Origin of the sequence: Pedobacter sp. ASV12, from assembly GCF_016429155.1 — a bacterium.
Classification (GTDB): domain Bacteria; phylum Bacteroidota; class Bacteroidia; order Sphingobacteriales; family Sphingobacteriaceae; genus Pedobacter.
In genome coordinates this window covers 26,277-44,494 of the sequence record NZ_JAELUC010000014.1, presented here as the reverse complement: position 1 = coordinate 44,494, position 18,218 = coordinate 26,277, and the positions used below count along the sequence as shown (strand labels likewise).

Annotated in this window: 16 protein-coding genes; 7 read left to right on the top strand and 9 right to left on the bottom strand. The window is 45.1% G+C overall.

All coding sequences use genetic code 11. The features are described 5' to 3' along the window. Positions 1–50: 50 nt before the first annotated feature. The 7 genes from JHD69_RS05970 to JHD69_RS05940 form a co-directional block, all read right to left on the bottom strand. On the bottom strand, positions 51–599 hold the full coding sequence (locus tag JHD69_RS05970; RefSeq protein ID WP_199138310.1) for an RNA polymerase sigma-70 factor: 549 nt from the start codon (positions 597–599) through the stop codon (positions 51–53). 272 nt (positions 600–871) lie between these two features. After that, positions 872–2,011 carry a M42 family metallopeptidase gene (locus JHD69_RS05965; RefSeq protein WP_199138309.1) on the bottom strand — a complete coding sequence of 380 codons (1,140 nt, stop codon included), beginning with the start codon at positions 2,009–2,011 and terminating at the stop codon, positions 872–874. 92 nt (positions 2,012–2,103) lie between these two features. Next, entirely contained in the window at positions 2,104–2,514 is a 411-nt protein-coding gene (locus JHD69_RS05960) for a GNAT family N-acetyltransferase (RefSeq protein ID WP_199138307.1), read from the bottom strand. A gap of 3 nt (positions 2,515–2,517) precedes the next feature. After that, positions 2,518–3,057 (bottom strand): hypothetical protein, encoded by a 540-nt coding sequence (locus JHD69_RS05955; protein WP_199138305.1) that lies wholly within the window; start codon positions 3,055–3,057, stop codon positions 2,518–2,520. A gap of 63 nt (positions 3,058–3,120) precedes the next feature. Next, positions 3,121–4,284: an MFS transporter gene (locus JHD69_RS05950; protein ID WP_233165737.1), complete on the bottom strand. Its 1,164-nt coding sequence runs from the start codon at positions 4,282–4,284 to the stop codon at positions 3,121–3,123. Positions 4,285–4,414: 130 nt separating this feature from the next. Continuing rightward, positions 4,415–5,956, bottom strand: coding sequence for an acyl-CoA carboxylase subunit beta (locus JHD69_RS05945; protein WP_199138303.1), 1,542 nt, complete (start codon positions 5,954–5,956; stop codon positions 4,415–4,417). 32 nt (positions 5,957–5,988) lie between these two features. Continuing rightward, entirely contained in the window at positions 5,989–7,224 is a 1,236-nt protein-coding gene (locus JHD69_RS05940) for a porin (protein ID WP_199138301.1), read from the bottom strand. 219 nt (positions 7,225–7,443) lie between these two features. Here JHD69_RS05940 and JHD69_RS05935 point away from each other — a divergent pair, with 219 nt between their 5' ends. The 3 genes from JHD69_RS05935 (at position 7,444) to JHD69_RS05925 (ending at position 10,155) form a co-directional block, all read left to right on the top strand. Further along, complete coding sequence (locus JHD69_RS05935) at positions 7,444–7,782, top strand: hypothetical protein (protein WP_199138300.1); 339 nt, start codon at positions 7,444–7,446, stop codon at positions 7,780–7,782. Between the two features lie 89 nt (positions 7,783–7,871). Beyond that, the gene (locus JHD69_RS05930) at positions 7,872–9,473 is read left to right on the top strand and encodes a SulP family inorganic anion transporter (protein ID WP_199138298.1); all 1,602 of its coding nucleotides are present in this window, start codon (positions 7,872–7,874) and stop codon (positions 9,471–9,473) included. A gap of 4 nt (positions 9,474–9,477) precedes the next feature. Continuing rightward, positions 9,478–10,155 (top strand): carbonic anhydrase, encoded by a 678-nt coding sequence (locus tag JHD69_RS05925; RefSeq protein ID WP_199138296.1) that lies wholly within the window; start codon positions 9,478–9,480, stop codon positions 10,153–10,155. A 109-nt stretch (positions 10,156–10,264) separates the two neighbouring features. Here the strand turns inward: JHD69_RS05925 and JHD69_RS05920 are convergent, their stop codons facing one another. Then, a complete protein-coding gene (locus JHD69_RS05920) occupies positions 10,265–11,299 on the bottom strand; it encodes a DUF2157 domain-containing protein (RefSeq protein ID WP_199138294.1) in 1,035 nt (344 codons plus the stop codon). A 164-nt stretch (positions 11,300–11,463) separates the two neighbouring features. Here JHD69_RS05920 and JHD69_RS05915 point away from each other — a divergent pair, with 164 nt between their 5' ends. Next, on the top strand, positions 11,464–12,369 hold the full coding sequence (locus tag JHD69_RS05915; RefSeq protein WP_199138292.1) for an AraC family transcriptional regulator: 906 nt from the start codon (positions 11,464–11,466) through the stop codon (positions 12,367–12,369). 114 nt (positions 12,370–12,483) lie between these two features. Here the strand turns inward: JHD69_RS05915 and pruA are convergent, their stop codons facing one another. Further along, positions 12,484–14,118, bottom strand: a complete 1,635-nt coding sequence (pruA, locus tag JHD69_RS05910) for an L-glutamate gamma-semialdehyde dehydrogenase (RefSeq protein ID WP_199138290.1) — start codon at positions 14,116–14,118, stop codon at positions 12,484–12,486. Positions 14,119–14,292: 174 nt separating this feature from the next. Here pruA and lpxK point away from each other — a divergent pair, with 174 nt between their 5' ends. The 3 genes from lpxK to JHD69_RS05895 are packed head-to-tail and all read left to right on the top strand — an operon-like array spanning position 14,293 to position 18,153. After that, on the top strand, positions 14,293–15,360 hold the full coding sequence (gene lpxK / locus JHD69_RS05905; protein WP_199138288.1) for a tetraacyldisaccharide 4'-kinase: 1,068 nt from the start codon (positions 14,293–14,295) through the stop codon (positions 15,358–15,360). Beyond that, entirely contained in the window at positions 15,317–16,132 is an 816-nt protein-coding gene (locus tag JHD69_RS05900) for a purine-nucleoside phosphorylase (RefSeq protein WP_199138286.1), read from the top strand. The genes lpxK and JHD69_RS05900 overlap by 44 nt, the downstream gene beginning before the upstream one ends. Beyond that, positions 16,132–18,153 carry a putative porin gene (locus JHD69_RS05895; protein WP_199138284.1) on the top strand — a complete coding sequence of 674 codons (2,022 nt, stop codon included), beginning with the start codon at positions 16,132–16,134 and terminating at the stop codon, positions 18,151–18,153. Before JHD69_RS05900 ends, JHD69_RS05895 begins: the two co-directional genes overlap by 1 nt. The last annotated feature ends 65 nt before the right edge of the window (positions 18,154–18,218 follow it).

The window sequence follows — 18,218 nt, the reverse complement described above, 5'->3', positions numbered from 1 at the left end:
AAACCTGAAAAGCAAAAGCGGGTGAAAAGAAAATGAACTTTTTTTGAAAATTATTGTTGATGGGCCAATAAAATCAGCGCTAAAGCCAAGAAATCGGGGTTTACACGCATTTTAATCAGCTCGAGGCCACGTTTTTTCTGGGTTTTTACCGTGTTGATGCTGATTCCGAGTTCGGCAGCAATCTGCGGATTTTTCAATCCTTCTAAATAGCCCATACGGAAAATGAGCTGGCAGTTTTTGGGGAGGGTTGTAATGGCTTTGTGCAATTCGGCAATCACTTCAGATCGGATCATCGAATTGAGGCCAATGGCTTCTTCAAACGGATCGGCTTCCTGATTGTTCAAGTAGCCGTTTTCTAGCTTTAGCCTGCGCAGTTTGTTTAAACATGCATTTCTAACCGAAGCATACAGAAAGGAGCTGATGGCATTCGGCTCTACCTGCAGGCTTTGCTGGCTGTCCCAAAAAGTGGTAAAGGTTTCTTGTACAATGTCTTTAGCCACATCCTCGTCTTTCAGAAACTGGAAGGCAAAGTGGCATAGCTTTGCATAGTTGTTTCTAAACAATTCTTCGAACGAGTTGATATGTATACGACTTGACAAGTTTGGTTTAATGGTGTTGAACTTCAAAAATAAGCTTTGTAGCGGAGCAAAGCAAGTGTTAAGCAGTTGATTTACTGATTAAAACGATTTTGTTGCGCAAAATAATGTAAAATATATGAACTTTTTACAGCCTGCCGATTAATTAAGCGCAAAACATTGGCTATTAAAAAACCCGAGAAATAATTCCTCGGGCTTTATTGAGTTTGAGCTTGGCAGTTTTCAGGTTGCACTAATCAGCTAACCTTAAACCTCCCGTCTTCCAGCCTTCTACCTTACTTAAATTCCCTAAAATCCTGATCGGCTTTGATGTTCAATAAACTTTCGTAAATCAAACTGATTACATTGTCAACATCTTCTTTGTGCACCATTTCTACGGTGGTGTGCATGTAGCGCAAAGGCAACGAAATCAAGGCCGAAGGTACGCCGCCGTTAGAATAGGCGAAGGCATCGGTATCGGTTCCGGTTGAGCGCGATGAAGCCTGACGCTGGAATGGAATTTCGTTCTTCTCGGCAGTTTTAATTAATAATTTGTTCAGGTTGGTTTGTACCGCAGGGGCATAAGAAACCACCGGACCTTTGCCACAGGCCAAATCGCCTTGGGTAATCTTGCTGATCATTGGGGTAGTGGTATCGTGGGTTACATCGGTTACGATAGCCACATTTGGCTTAATGCGCTGGGCAATCATTTCGGCGCCACGCAGGCCAATCTCTTCCTGTACCGAGTTGACGATGTACAAACCAAAAGGCAGTTTTTTCTTGTTTTCTTTGAGCAAACGGGCTACTTCGGCAATCATAAAGCCACCAGCACGGTTATCCAGCGCACGACCCACATAATAACGGTCGTTCAATACCATGAACTCGTCTTCGTAGGTAATTACGCAGCCTACATGCACGCCCAAGGCTTCAACTTCTTCTTTGCTGGTACAGCCGCAATCTAAAAAGATATTCTTAAGTTCTGGAGCCTGTTCTTTTTCGCCATGGCGGGTGTGGATGGCTGGCCAGCCGAATACCGCTTTTACATAGCCTTTTTCGGTGTGGATGTTCACACGTTTGGAAGGAGCAATCTGATGGTCAGAACCTCCGTTGCGGATCACATAAATCAAACCATCGCTGGTGATATAGTTTACGTACCACGAAATTTCGTCGGCATGGGCCTCGATAACCACTTTATAGCTGGCCTTAGGATTGATAACGCCTACGGCAGTGCCATAATTGTCGATGAAATGCTCGTCGATATACGGTTTCAAATATTCCAGCCAGAGCTTCTGTCCATTCCACTCATAACCGGTGGGCGCGGCATTATTGATATATTTTTCAAAAAACTGCAACGATTTTTTAGTCACTACAGGCACATGTTTTTTCTTTTTTTCCTGCGCTTTCGGCAGGCTAGCTTCGTCTTTTTTCTTTGCCATAATCTTATTTTTAAGTTTAGATTTACGAATTACGATTGGCGTAGATCGTTAAAATCTAATTAGTCTATTTTTCTGAGCGGTTAAATCTAAATCTATAATGTCTTTTCCATCACCACAAAGTCGTAGCCGGCTGCGGTATAGGTTTTGTCGGTTGCTACAAAGCCAAATTTAAGATAAAATTCTTTGGCATTTACCCGTGCGTTGCACCATAATTTGGTCAGTTTTTGCACCTGGCAGTAATCGATCAGGTATTCCATCAGTTGTTTTCCTAGGCCCTGGCCCTGTGCTTCGGGCAAAATAGCCAATTTTCGAAACTGGCCAATGTGGCCATCTACAAATAGAGAAACCACTCCGGTAAGTTCGTGGTTCAAGTAAAGGCCAAAATGGGTGCCCTCAAAATCGTTTTCCAGCTTTACGAAATCGTAAGGCTGGTCTGGATACATGGCGATATGCCTGATGCGCCAGGTTAACGAGGGAAATAGCTGTTCTACTACTGCTTCCATCAATTATAGTAAAAGACTAAAGGCAATTTTGCCGGTAGCACCATAATAAGTGTTGCCTTGAGCGAAGGCCATTGCCGGACCTATACCAAATTCGAAAGTTCCTTTGTTGCCTAACCTGCGTTGAAAACCCCATCGCGGAGCGATGTTCAGTTGCGAAGAAAGCAGGGTATCATCTTCAAAAAGGGTAGGGAATACGCCCATCACATCCAGTCCTACATAATTTGCGCCATTGTTCGAAGTCTTTTTCCCTTTCTTGATGCGTTGCTTAAAATTATAGTAGTGCTTAATACCACCATATACTACCGGATAAAATTTAAAATCGTTGTATTTTTTGAAGGTAATCTGGTTGGTTACACTATTGTAATGGATGGCCGTGCCATACACATAGGTGCCAAAAACACCAAGGCCACCATTAACAGTAGTTATGCGACCCACTTTTTGCTCCCTTTCGGCGGTTATGCCAAACAGATTTAAACTGATTTTGTTCATCGATTTTACTTCCGTTGGCTGATCTGTTCTAACCGTGTCCTGAGCCTTGGCCATGTTAAAGCAAATGATTGTTAAAAGGATGAATATGTACCTAGATGGCATAAATGGTTGTTGAGGTTAAGGATTGAACTTTTTGCGGCTATAAAACTGATAAATCAAGATATTAACCACTACGATGGCCGTCATTCCATAACAGAACAAATTCCAGCCCCCATGTTCCCAAAATAGCAAACCTAAAGCAGAACCGCAACTGGCGCCTACAAAACTTACCGACATGAAGATGGTATTGAGTCGGTTTCGGGCCTCTGGAATGAGGGTGTAAATACGGGTTTGATTGGTTACATGGATAGCCTGCTGACCAATATCGATCAAAACAATGCCAATAATAAAAGGAATAACGGCTGTGCCGATGAAATAGAACAGCGCTATGCTTACCAATTGCAGGATAAAGCCTTTCATCAGGTTCTGGCGTGGATTACCACCATCACTCAATTTGCCCACCAAAGGGGCGGCCAAGGCACCTGCTGCACCTGCAATGCCAAACAGGCCGATTTGCAAAGTTTGGTAATTATAGGGCGGATTGGCCAGAAAAAGTACCATTACGGTCCAAAAACCACTGATAATGGCAAAGGCCAAAAAGTTAATGATCGAAGTTTCGCGCAACACGGGTTGCGATTTGATGTAGCTGAACATCGAGCCCATCAGCTGTGCATAATTGCCTTTAAATGAGGGGAAGCTTTTGGGAAACCGCTTGGCCATGAGGGCAATCAACAAAAGGCAAATTCCGGCTGCCATGTAATAAACAGCACGCCAGCCCAGCCAAAAGCCAATGCTGCCACTTACCGCCCGCGAGGCGAGAATACCGACCAGCAAGCCACTCATTACAATGCCAATATTGTACCCACGGTTGCTGTCGTCGCTTAAGTTGGCAGTTAAAGGCAAAATCAGTTGGGGTACGATAGAGCAGGCGCCAATCAGAAAGCTGGCTACTTCCAATACAAAGAAGCTTTTGGAAGCAGCGGCCAGCAAAAGTGCCAAAATAGCCAATCCGGTAATAACCAGGATCTGCTTTTTGCGTTCGAACATATCGCCCAACGGCACCAGCAAGAAAAGGCCGAGGGCATAGCCTGCCTGGGTAAGGTAGGTGGTTTTGCCTGCCATGGTTTCACTAACGCCAAAATCTTGTGCAATTAAGATCACCAATGGTTGGCAATAATAAATGTTGGCTACAATGAGGCCTGTGCAAAAGGCCATCAATAAAATATCGGCTCGCTTCAACATGGGTAGAGAGATTTAAGGTTGAGGGTAGCAGGCGGAAGACTAAGGAGATCAAAGTTGGGGGATGGAAGACAACAGATTCAAAAATCGTTGCTGGTACTGCCTTCCACCCCTTTACTCCTGCCTTTTTACCTTACAAAGGTATATTGCCGTGTTTTTTTCTTGGATTGTTTACCACTTTGTTTTCGAGCATTTTAAAAGCCTTGATCAGCTTGATGCGGGTTTGCGAAGGTTCGATAACCTCGTCTACAAAGCCACGTTCGGCCACGCGGTAAGGGTTGGCAAAGATTTCCGAATACAGTTTTTCTTTCTCCAGCCATTTTTCCTGTGGATTTTCGGCATTGCTGATTTCTCTTTTGAAAATGATCTCGGCCGCGCCTTTGGCACCCATTACCGCAATTTCGGCACTTGGCCAAGCGTAGTTCATGTCGGCGCCGATGTGTTTCGAGTTCATTACATCGTAGGCGCCACCATAGGCCTTGCGGGTAATTACCGTAATTCTAGGTACGGTAGCTTCGCTAAAGGCATACAATAATTTGGCGCCATTGCTGATAATGCCGTTCCATTCTTGGTCTGTTCCTGGCAAAAATCCAGGTACGTCTTCAAAAACAAGCAACGGAATGTTAAAGCAATCGCAGAAGCGTACAAAACGGGCCGCCTTTACCGAAGCATGGTTGTCTAAAACCCCAGCCAAATAAGCGGGCTGGTTGGCCACAATGCCAATGCTGCGCCCTGCCAGGCGGGCAAAGCCCACCACAATGTTTTCGGCATAAGCGGCGTGTACTTCCAAAAAGCTATCGGTGTCTATTACTTCGGCTACCACATCCCTGATATCATAAGGTTGCGAAGCATTTTGTGGCAACAATTCGTTTAATGCAGGCCTGTTTTCGTTACCTGTTTCGTAGGCCAGACTGGTAGGCCTTTCTTCACAGTTTTGAGGCATGTAGCTCAACAGTTTTTTGACATGGCTAATGGCGTCGAGCTCGTTGGCGCAGGCAAAATGAGTCACACCCGATTTGGTGGCATGCGTAGTAGCGCCGCCCAATTCTTCAGCGCTTACTTCTTCGTGCGTAACGGTTTTAACCACATTCGGGCCGGTTACAAACATGTAGGAAGTATTTTCGACCATTAAAATAAAATCGGTAATGGCTGGCGAGTATACCGCGCCACCGGCACAGGGGCCCATAATGGCCGAAAGCTGCGGAATAACTCCGGAAGCCTGGACGTTACGGTAAAAGATATCGGCATAACCGCCCAAAGAAACCACGCCTTCTTGTATACGGGCACCGCCACTGTCGTTTAAACCAATGATAGGTGCGCCGTTTTTCATGGCCATTTCCATGATTTTGCAGATCTTTTCTGCATGAGTTTCGGAAAGCGAGCCTCCAAAAACGGTAAAATCTTGCGAAAAAACATAAGTTAAACGGCCATTAACCGTGCCATAGCCGGTAATTACGCCGTCGCCCAGGTATTTTTCCTGTTCCATGCCAAAATCGGTGCTGCGGTGGGTTACCAGCATGCCTATTTCTTCAAAGCTGCCTTCGTCTAACAGAAAATGGATGCGCTCGCGGGCAGTGAGCTTGCCTTTTTGATGCTGACTGTCAATGCGCGCCTGGCCTCCGCCCAAATGGGCGCTTTTTATTTTATGCTGTAAGCTTTCGATTTTATTCTTCATTCTTTCAAAATGGATTTTTTTAAAATTAGAAATTACCAGCGGTATTGCAAACGCGTGGTCAATACATTGTCCTTTAAATCGCTCTGGTAGCCCGATAGGGTAGTGCCGTCGTTTGTCACATGTTCGTTGTAAACGGTAAGCTTTAATCGCGAGCTTAAGGCACAGGTTAGCCCATAGCCCAAAGTTCCATACTTAATATCGCCCGCAGTAGTGTTGTTGCCGGCCAATCCGATTTCTTTTTCGTCGATATCTGTATTGGGGTCGTATACGTCGTAGGCCATGATTACGCTAAACCTGGTTTTGGCAATTTGTTGTGTCAACCAAATATAGTAGCCGTTAAAATGGCGTAGGTAAAGGTTGGTGGCAGGCTGCGTGGCAAAGCTTTGGCTGGCATAGGGGCCTGCCAAACTGGCGCTGCTGGCTACGCCGGGCTGGGTGCCTGCTATATACTCGGTTTTGAGGCTGGTGGTGCCAAAAGCATTGTCGTATTGCACCTGCAGGTTGGCGCCGTAATAGTTGCGCTTTAGGTTGCTGCCTATATTGCTGGCGCTGGTATTGCTGGCAAAGCCATGGCCGTTGTTGGTATAATAAGTGTCGGTATTGCTGCGCACAGAGCCCTTGTAAAATGAGCCCCCAAAGCCGATGTGCAGTTTTTTATTGGCCAAACTGTCGAATTTGAAGTTAAGGCCACCTACCATGTCTTTTTTTGAGTCATAATCCCGCGCCGAAAGCCCGCTGCCATTGATTACGGCAAAATCGGCTGTTAAAAACTTGGCTATTTTTTGGGGATGGAAAGAAACCATTGCGCCTAAATCCCTTTCCCTGGGCATCAAGGTTTGAAACACGCGTGCTCTTTCCGGAAAATCGCGATAGCCCGAAGAGTAGATGATCGAGTAGCCGAAAGGTCGGTTAAACAAGCCGGCGGTAAACAGCAATTCGGGTACGGAAGGTGCGTGGAGCTGAATAAAGGCATCCATCAGGTTCACGCCGTTCTGGGTGGCGTCTATTTGGAAAACAATGCTTGAATATTTGTCTACCCGGTCTATTTTAAGTCGGCCGCGCCTGATGATGAAGCGGCTGTCGCTGTTTGCCGAAAAATCTCCGCCAGAAAAGGAAGTAATTCCTGCCGACTGTGCTTTCTGGAATTGGGTTTGCAGATAGCCCGTAATTTTAATGTCGTGTATATCATACGAAGACGGAGCATTGTTGTTTTGCGCCATGGCCAAAAGCGGACATAAACAAACGAACAAAAAGAGACCTTTTTTCATTTTTTACAAATGGTTTTGCAGCGATATAAAGTAGCATGCGCTTTGGGCCGTGAAATTACGGTTAATCCATAGCTTTTCGAACAGAAATTATTTTTTAGCCCGGCCTTGGGCACCGGTTTTGCGAAAGACGATTATTTAATTACATTTTTTTTACCATTTTATTTGTCACTTTGATGCTTTTGGAACTATTTTTGGAGAAATCGAAAAAACAAAAGATTTATGTGGTTTAGAAAATACCGTTTATTTATCGTGATTGCCTTTATGGGCATCTTTACGGCAAAGATGGTAATTTCTGGCGCGCCAGTATTTTTTGCCCACTTAGACAAAAGTCTGATGAATGCAGTGATTATGCAGCTTGAGGCAGAGAACCATGGCGACGATACGGCCAAAGGCAGCGTAAAGTTTGCCGACCATAAACTGATGTTCTATCGCTATGATCTGACTTATGTGCCCCTCGAAATCGATTACGGGGTAACAAACAGTTTTATAGAGCATTCTCGGCGATATGTAGACCCTTATCATCCTTCGGTACCCACACCGCCTCCTAACTTTTCATAGGCTTTTACTTTTATCGTCAAAATGTGAACTGCAGCAGTGGCTGTGGGACGATTTCTTATGAAAAAAATAAAATTTAACGCGAGTTTATTATGGAAAATGTGGGTTCGACCTCAGGGTCGGGTATTAATAAATATTTCTTAAAAAAGAATTTAAAACGCGATATACCATCGAGTATAGTTGTGTTTTTAGTGGCCTTGCCTTTATGTTTGGGCATTGCCTTGGCCTCTGGCGCTCCATTGTTTGCCGGTTTAATTGCCGGTATCGTGGGAGGCGTTGTGGTAGGCGCTATGAGTGGTTCGCAATTAAGTGTTAGCGGACCGGCTGCGGGTTTAACTGCTATTGTTCTGGGTGCAATTGCCTCGCTAGGCAGCTACCAGGTCTTCTTACTTGCTGTGGTTTTGGCAGGTGCTATCCAAATGGTGCTCGGCCTTATCAAGGCCGGCACCATTGGTAATTACTTTCCATCGAGCGTAATTGAAGGTATGCTGGCCGGTATCGGCGTATTGCTTATCTTAAAGCAGCTGCCTCATGCTATAGGTGTAGACAAGGATTATTTTGGCGACGAAGGCTTTCTTCAAAAAGATGGCGACAATACCTTTTCGGCTATTTTGCATGCCGTAAATGGATTGAGCCTGGCCGCTATTGTAATCAGTTTGCTGTCTATAGCCATCCTGGTTTTTTGGCCAAAAATCAAAAAGCTCAACACGGTGCCTGCCCCTTTTTTGGTGGTGATACTGGGCGTTGGACTGGCTTTGGCTTTCCAGGGCACCAGCTATCAGCTGAGGGCCGATCAGATGGTGAATATTCCTTTGTTTAACGGCTGGGAAGAATTTAAGGGCCTGTTCAGCACGCCCGACTTTTCGGCCATTGGCAACAAACAGGTTTGGATAGTTGGCTTAACTATTGCCGTGGTGGCCAGTTTAGAAACCTTGCTGGGTATCGAGGCGGTTGATAAAATCGATCCGATTAAAAGGGTAACGCCAACCAACCGCGAATTGGTGGCCCAAGGTTTTGGCAACATGGCCAGCGGCATGTTGGGCGGTTTGCCTATGACTTCGGTAATTGTACGCAGCTCGGCCAACGTAAATGCAGGTGGCCGCACTAAAATGTCGACCATTATACACGGTACCTTGTTGCTGCTGTCGCTGCTGTTCATTCCGAAGCTGATCAATATGATCCCTTTGGCCTGTTTGGCCGCTGTACTTTTGGTAACCGGTTACAAATTGACACGCATTTCGCTGTTTAAGCACATGTACCATAAAGGATGGGATCAGTTTGTTCCTTTTGTGGTTACCGTGCTGGCCGTAGTACTTACCGATTTGTTGAAAGGGGTTGCTATTGGTATGGCTTTCTCTATTTTTTACTTGTTGCGTACCAACATGCGCAACCCTTTCTTTTATAAAGTACAAGAGGAGGGAAACAAGAAAAACATCAGGATTAAGCTGGCCGAAGAGGTATCTTTTTTAAACAAGGCCTCTATTCAGGTATTGTTAACCAATATCCCGAAAGAAACCAATGTCATTATCGATGGTTCAAATGCCAGGTATATCGATCCAGATGTATTGGAGACCATTTTTAATTACAAACATAATGCTTATACTAAAGGCATTATCGTAACTTTAGAGCACATTAAAAGTCATTACACTGTGCCTAAATTAAATAACAAGATTGTAGAAGAAATTAAATCATAAAATTATGTGCGCAAAAAATGTAGAAAAAGATAACCGTCAAGAAGCTATTACTTATGAGAGCTTATTGCAAGGCAATAAAGAATGGGTTGCTGCAACCTTAAATGAAGATCCCACTTTTTTCGACCGCTTGGCTGCTGGACAGACTCCTCCGGTACTATGGATCGGCTGTTCCGACAGTCGTGTACCCGCCAACCAGATTACCAATACCTTGCCTGGCGATATCTTTGTACACCGTAATATTGCCAATGTGGTTACACATACCGACATGAACCTGCTGAGCGTATTGGATTATTCGGTAAACGTGCTTAAAGTAAAACATGTAATCGTTTGTGGCCATTATGGCTGCGGTGGCGTAAATGCGGCGCTTGGCGATAAGCAGGTTGGCCTGATTGACAACTGGTTGAGAAATATCAAGGATGTTTACCGCATTCACGACAGGGAACTGGATACCATTAAAGACCAAACCCGTAAATTTGATCGTTTGGTAGAGTTGAATGCCATTGAGGGTGCAGCCAATATCATGAGCACCTCGATTGTGCAAAATGCCTGGGCCGCAGGCCAGGAGCTATCAGTACACGCTTGGGTGTACAGCCTTAAAACAGGTTTGATCAGCGACATGAAGGTAAGTGCTTCTAGCGCAGCTGATATTTCGCCGGTGTATAAAATGAAGGCCAATAAATAAGCAAAACAATTGTCAATTGAATAGAAGCCGTCTCTTAGGAGATGGCTTTTTTATTGGAATACACGCCGCTAATTGGCATGAAGCCTTGCTTAGGGTAGGGCTTGATGGTTCATTTGAGAAACTCGAGGTTCCAGATTTTTTCGGCCTTACGGCCAATGAGCCAAAAAGAAGCCGCAAGCACCAAAAAGAAAAGAGCCTTGTGCCAACTGTCCCAAAAGTATTCGAAATAGCGGGTATATAGGTTCAGGAACAAGAAGGTGATGCCAAATTCGCGCGCCACTTCGTCTCTGTATTTTAGGCCAGCCCAAATGCTGAGGAGGCAAGCTCCTGCCGAAACAATGGCGTAATAGAACAGGCTCAGTTGCTTGATGCCATACCAGGCTTCCAATGTTCCATAATTGCCAAAAACCGATAAAAACCACAGCGATACAAATAGATAAACCATGCCGCAAACATAGCTCGCCTCAAAAAAATAGCCCCATTTTTTATGGTTGCGCAACAAAAAGGCCAATGCAGTTACCGCCAGCCCAAAAAATACAAAGCGCAAGGGGTAGTTCATGCCCAGGAAATAATAATTGCTTCTACTCAGGTAACCGGTTTCTGTGCCGAACCAAGCTGCCAACGAAATCAGGGCAAAAATCCAAGTCAGTTTAGAACGGTACAGGTAGCCGATGGTACCATAAACAAATACCGAAATGAGAATGAGAACAGAAAAATGTCTGCTGCCGTTATCGATGGTTTTGCCGAAGTAAGCAAGGGCGTTGGCGGTGAGCAGAATGGCACTAAACAGGATGGCCTCGTTGCTAAACCTGCGTTCGCTATGGTGTTTTTTGCGCTTAAAGCCAACATAGTACAGCCAGCCGGCACCAGCAGCTGATAAAATGCTGATGATGATGTTGGGCGTTTGGTATATTCTTTTCAGGTAGTTGAGTACCGAATCGTCTATCAAAAATGCGCCAAGCGAGATGAAACCACAGGCCATGGCAATCCAAAAAGAATATTGAGCCAACCTTAGCCAGTCGAAAGCCTTGGTTTCGTAACTTTTTTTCAGCTTGGTTTCGGTATCAGCATCTATCAGTCCGTCGGTTTTCCACTGCTCGATTACCTCGTCTAAAAACTCGCTTTTGTCCTTGTCGATTTTCATCTGTACCTAAAGATAGCATGGACATTTAAAAGAAACAAATAAAACTATGCCCTGCCTGAGGTCATCAGCTTTTGTTGTAACTATCTTTTGCTATCTTTCGGCAAAGAAAACCAAATATAACCTCGTTTGCTCGTCTTTGTCAAGGCCAGGAGGTTTATGCTGCCATGAAAAAACATCAATCCCTGGTAAGAATCAAAAAAAGAGAGGGCTTTGAGGGCCAAAGGCATATTGTGCTGCCCAAAAAGGTTGAAAGCACTTTTTTAAAGAAAGATCCCATTACCAAACAGATTTATATTACCGATATTGGTTATTTTCCGAAAGCCAAAAACCATTTTGTAGTGCGCGAGGAAGGCGCCGAACAGCACATCTTAATTTATTGCGTTGATGGCACGGGCTGGATAGAAGTGGAAGGGCAGCCGGTGGCAATCTCGCCGTCTACTTTTTTTATCATTCCCCTCGGTACCAAACATAGCTATGGCGCCGACGAGCAAAATCCCTGGAGTATTTATTGGGTTCATTTTAAAGGCAAGTTATCAGGACAGATTATCGAGCTCATTTCCGAGCAGGTGAGTGGCCTGGAACCCAAAATCATCTTTAACGAAAACCGGATCAGGATTTTTGAGGAAATCTACCTTACCCTCGAAAACGGCTACAGCGACGACAACCTGCGTTTCATCACCATGGCCTTTTACCATTTCCTTTCTTCTATTTTGTATGAAGACAAATTTGGTCGCGTAGAACTGAAAAACAGCAACCAGGTGGTAAGCGAAGTAATTAAGTTTATGCAACATAACCTAGGCGCCAGCATTGCCCTTAAAGATTTTGCCGATAGGGCTAATCTCTCTGTTTCGCATTTTTCTTTGGTGTTCAGGTCGGCTACCGGGTATTCGCCTACCGACTATTTTAACCACCTCAAAATACAAAAAGCCTGTCAGCAGCTGCAATTTACCGATTTTTCTATCAAACAGATTTCGAATACGGTTGGCTTTAAAGATCCTTATTATTTTTCTCGCCTGTTTAGCAAATGGATGCATGTATCGCCTTCGGCTTACAGGAAAATGAAAAAATAAAAAGGCCGGATTAACCGGCCTTTTGTGGATATATTTGCGAAGCTTTATTTTTAATTGCTTGGTTTTCAATGGTGAATTTGTGGGCCAAGCCGTTTTAAAACTTCGCAAGTGTTGTTAGTTCTCTGCTAAAAACGGATAGCGATAATCTTTCGGCGGATCGAAGGTTTCTTTGATGGTACGTGGAGAAACCCAGCGCAGCAAATTGATCATCGAGCCTGCCTTATCGTTGGTGCCGCTGCCTCTTGCGCCACCAAATGGCTGTTGACCAACTACTGCACCCGTACATTTGTCGTTGATGTAGAAGTTGCCGGCCGCATTGCGCAGGCGTTGGGTCGCTTTTTCTAAAGCATAACGGTCTTGGCCAATTACGGCACCCGTTAAAGCATAGATGGAAGTGCTGTCAATGATAGCTAAAGTTTTATCGAAATCTTTGTCGTCGTATACAAAAATGGTTAATACCGGGCCAAATAGCTCTTCGCACATGGTGGTGTATTTCGGGTCGTCGACCACTAAGACCGTAGGCTCGATGAAATAGCCTTTAGACTTGTCGTAGTTGCCACCGGCAATAATTTCAACGCCTTTGTCGTTTTTGGCGGCGTCGATATATTTGGCCAAGCTGTTGAACGATTTCTCGTCGATAACCGCATTGATGAAGTTGCTGAAATCTTCGGTTGGGCCCATTTTAAAGGTAGCCAAATCCCTCAACATCAGTTCTTTGATTTTTGGCCACAGGCTTTTGGCAATATATACCCTCGAAGCCGCAGAACATTTTTGTCCTTGATATTCGAAAGCGCCACGGATGATGGCTGTGCTCGATACCTCGGCATCAGCAGAGCCGTGCACCAAGATGAAGTCTTTGCCACCAGTTTCGCCTACAATGCGCGGATAGGTTTTGTATTTGTGGATATTGGTGCCGATGGTTTTCCAGATGTCTTGGAAAACGCCGGTAGATCCGGTAAAGTGGATGCCCGCAAAATCAGGGTGAGAGAAAATCACGTCGCCTGCATCAGGACCAGAAACATAAACCAGGTTGATGACACCGTCTGGCAAACCCGCTTCGCGGAAAATCTGCATCAATACATTGGCGGCATAGATTTGGGTATTCGCTGGTTTCCATACCACCACATTGCCCATCATGGCCACCGAAGTAGGCAGGTTACCGGCAATGGCGGTAAAGTTAAACGGAGTTAAGGCAAACACGAAGCCCTCTAACGGACGTTGTTCTACGCGGTTCCAGCTGCCACGAGGCGATACCGGAGGTTGTTGCTTATAGATCTCGGTCATGTAGCTCACGTTGAAACGCAAAAAGTCGATCAGCTCGCAAGCCGAGTCGATTTCGGCCTGGAAAGCGTTTTTGCTCTGCCCCAACATGGTGGCCGCATTTAATTTATAACGGTACGGACCTGCGATCAGGTCGGCAGCTTTTAAGAAGATGGCGGCACGGTGCTCCCATGCCAGGTTTTCCCAATCGGCCTTGGCGGCCAAAGCGGCATCAATGGCTTGGCTTACGTGGTTTTTGTTGCCCTTGCTATAGTTGGCCAACAAATGCTGGTGGTCGTGCGGAGGGGTAATTTTTCCCTGGTCTTCGGTATAGACTTCTTCGCTGCCGATATACATCGGGATATCGATCACTTTTGAGCGGCTTTCGGCTAGCGCCGCTTTTAACAATTCGCGTTCTTTACTTCCTGGTGCGTAACCCAAAATGGGTTCGTTAACAGGAGCAGGTACGTTAAAAAATCCTTTAAGCATAAATTAAATTCTTGTTTGTACAAAGATAGGTTTTATAGTTTAATGCCATTGTAAAATAGCGGCATAAAGGTGCGGTTTATTTCTCTGCTTTCCATGGCATTTTCACAATTAAAGGCCTTTGTACACGATGCATAAGGTAGTACGGTTAATAATAGCTATTTTTGAACCTTGAACATGCTTAGATACCTGCGCCTCTTACTTTTTCCGTTTGCCTTGCTCTACGGCATGGTGGTTATGCTTAGGAACAAGCTGTACGATTGGGGCATTTTTAAATCAGTGCGTTTTGATTTGCCTGTTATTTGTATCGGCAACGTGGTCGTTGGCGGTACGGGCAAAACGCCTACCACCGAATATTTGGTAAGGCTGCTGGCCGATTATCAGGTGGCCATCCTGAGCCGTGGCTACGGACGGAAAACCAAGGGCTTTGTGTTGGCCGATGCCCATGCTACAGCCGAAACGATTGGCGACGAGCCTTTGCAGTACCATCAAAAATTTCCACACGTAACTGTGGCCGTTTGCGAAGACCGCGTAAAGGGTATTAACCAGCTCAAGGCCAATCATGAGGTGATCCTGCTCGACGATGCCTTTCAGCACCGGGCGGTAAAAGCCGGCTTCAATATCCTGTTGTTCGATTTTGCTTCTTTCATGCACTGGCAGTTTTTGTTGCCGATGGGCAATTTGCGCGAACCTTTTAATGCCTACAGGCGTGCCGATGCCCTGTTGATAACCAAGGTACCTGTGGCGATAAGCCAAGAGGTGAAGGAGGAGATAGGCAAGGGTTTTTTGCTACATGATCAACAGACCCTTTCGTTTGCCTCGATCAAATACGGAGAACTGGTGCCTTTGTTTGGTGGCGAAAACCAGTCTGTTCGGGCAACAACCACGGTATTTTTGCTCACCGGTATTGCCAACCCCGTTCCCCTGGCCAATTATTTGAAAAGCCAGACCCCAAACCTCGTGGCTTTCGAATTTCCAGACCATTACCATTTTAGCCAAGACGATATCAGGCAACTGGTTAAGGCCTTTGGCGAGCATTCTTCAAAAGAAAAGATTATAATTACAACAGAAAAGGATAGTAAGCGTTTATTAGGAGATAATTTAAAAGATTTACTCTTAAATTTGCCGATATTCTACCTGCCGATCCAGATAGATTTGGCTGTTACAGATAAGCAAACCTTTGACCAAAATATATTAGACTATGTTGCAAGAACTAAAAGAGTCAGTAACCTACCTCAAGCATAAAATAGAAGATTTTAAACCCGAAGTCGGCATCGTACTGGGCACAGGCCTTGGCGGTTTGGTCAAAGAAATTGAAGTTAGCCACAGCGTACTGTATGCCAGTATTCCCAATTTCCCGATTTCTACACTCGAGTTCCATTCTGGCCGTTTGATTTTTGGTACTTTGCAGGGCAAAAAAGTAGTGGCCATGCAGGGCAGGCTGCATTATTACGAAGGCTACAGCATGCAGCAGATTACTTTTCCCATCAGGGTATTAAAGGCCTTGGGCATTCAGTACCTTTTCGTATCGAATGCGGCCGGCTCGCTGAATCCGGATTTTAAGAAAGGCGATTTAATGATCATCAACGACCACATCAACCTGCAGCACGAAAGCCCTTTGCGTGGTATCAATAATGATGATTTGGGTCCACGTTTCCCCGATATGAGCCAGCCTTACAATCGCGAGCTGATTGCCAAAGGCTTGAAAATTGCCCAAGAAGCCAAGATTACCTGTCATCAAGGCGTGTATGTGGCCGTAACCGGTCCGAATTTAGAAACCAAGGCCGAGTACAAATACCTGCGTATTATTGGTGGCGATGCCGTGGGCATGAGCACCGTACCTGAAGTGATTGTGGCCAACCATGCCGGTTTGCCGGTTTTTGCCATTTCTGTACTAACCGACGAGGGTTTTCCGGAAGACCTGCAGCCTTTTAGCCTAGAAGATATTCTAGCAACCGCGGCGCATGCAGAACCCAAAATGACACAAATTCTTAGCCAGCTTATTTCTTCCCTATAATGCAGAAACTCATTGCCTTTCTTCTGTGCTGCAACCTGGCTTTTTGTGCTTCGCAACTGTTTGCGCAAGACCTGAAAACCAGTGTAACCAATAATAAGGAACTCGATTCTTTGCGGAAGAAGGAAGAAGACGCAAAAGATTCGGTAATATTCGATTCGAAATACATCAGGTATACCACCCTGCGCTTAACCAAAGACAGCATCCACACGTTGCCTATTGATACCGGCCTTACCGGCATCCAGAATTTTAGCGTGTTGTTGCAGCCGCGTAGGCCTACTGTAGGGACAGGGGTAATGGGCCTCTCGGCTACTTCATTGCTGTTCGATCCGAGAAAAAACATCGGTTTTGATGCTGGCTTTCACGCCATGGATTACTATGCGCTTAATTACGATGACGTGAAATTTTATCGCGCTCGAACGCCCTTTACAAGTTTATATTATGTAAATGGTTCTGATAAAGAGCAGGTGCTTAAAATCGTCCATTCGCAAAACGTAAACAAGAACTTCAATTTTGGGGCTAATTTTGATCGTATCGGAGCCAATGGCGCTTATACCCATCAGCGTGGCGATGTGCTCAATGCAGCCTTGTTTATTTGGTTCCAATCGCCAAACAAGCGCTATAACCTCTGGGCCGATGCCGTTTTTAATACTTTTAAGGCCCAAGAAAACGGGTCTATTCTCAAAGATACCATCTTTACGCAAACCAGTGGTTCGTTAGTTGACAAGCAGGCAGAGCCCGTTAGGCTCGGTACAGCCAAGCAGCTGTGGCGAAAAAATTCTTTCATGATACGCCAAAGCTATTTTGTAGGGCGCATAGACAGTACGCTGAATGCCAGTAACCAAAGCATCTTGCCTACCAATAAGATTACACATACTCTCGTTTACACCAAAAGCGCTTATTCGTTTAAAAAAGATGAGATAGATGCTTACAAGGCCATTGTTGTGGGAACGCCGTTTCCTGATAAGATCCATCCGGTCGACTCTGTTTTTACCAACGATTCGACCAGCGTAAAACATTTGCAGAACGATTTTGTGTATACTTTTTTCCTGCGGGGCAGGGGAAGCGGTTTCTTGGGCAAGAACGAGCTGAAAATCGATGCGGGGATCAGGCACGATTTCTACAGCTATGCGCAACAAGGCTTGCTGCGCGATCGCAGCTTGTATTACAGTCATGATGCTTCTTTTCAGAATATCAGCTTGTTGGGGGCTTTAGGCTATCGCTTTAGCAACAAGGTTGATATCAACCTGAACCTGCAACAGATATTTCAGGGCGAAAATACCGGCGATTTCCTTTACGAGGCCAAGAGCAATGTACTTTTGGGCAACAAGGCCGGGCAAATTGTACTGGGAGCCTATATGCAGAATAAATCGCCCGAAGAGATCTATTCGCGCTATTTTGGCAACTATTATGATTGGGTAAACAACTTCGACAGAACGAAAACGGTCAATTTTACCTTTAACTATCTTAACCCAAGATATGGTTTTGATGCTTCAGCCGCTTATTATTTAATTGATAACTACCTGTATTTTGCCGCCGATGCCAAAAATGGCATTGCGCCGCAACAAGCCGCCGGAAGCATCAATTTGCTGCAGGTGAGCGTAGGCAAGAAGTTTACCTATAGAAGCTTCCATTTGGATGCCTACGTGGTTTATCAAAAAACAGACAGCAAAGACATCTTACGAACACCCGAAGTGTATACTTTCAATAGCATTTATAAAGAGCAAACTTTGTTTAAGGCTTTAAAAACACAAATCGGTTTCGATATCAGGTACAATACAGCCTATTCGGCGCTTTCTTATTCGCCGGCAACCAGCCAGTTCTACAATGGCGACCCTGTTAAACTAGGCACCAAGCCCGTAGTTGATGTTTGGATCAAGGCGGGTTTGCGCAGAGCCAACCTCTTCCTGAAATACGACTACGTGAACCAAGGCTTGTTTAGCAATGGCTTTTATACGGTTAACAGGTACCCAATGCCCGATCGTTTATTGAAATTCGGCGTAAGCTGGAATTTTTATGATTAACCATATTAGTTGTTTGGAGGAACAGGGAATAGAAAATTGGGAGTAGGAAATAGTGTAATCTGCTT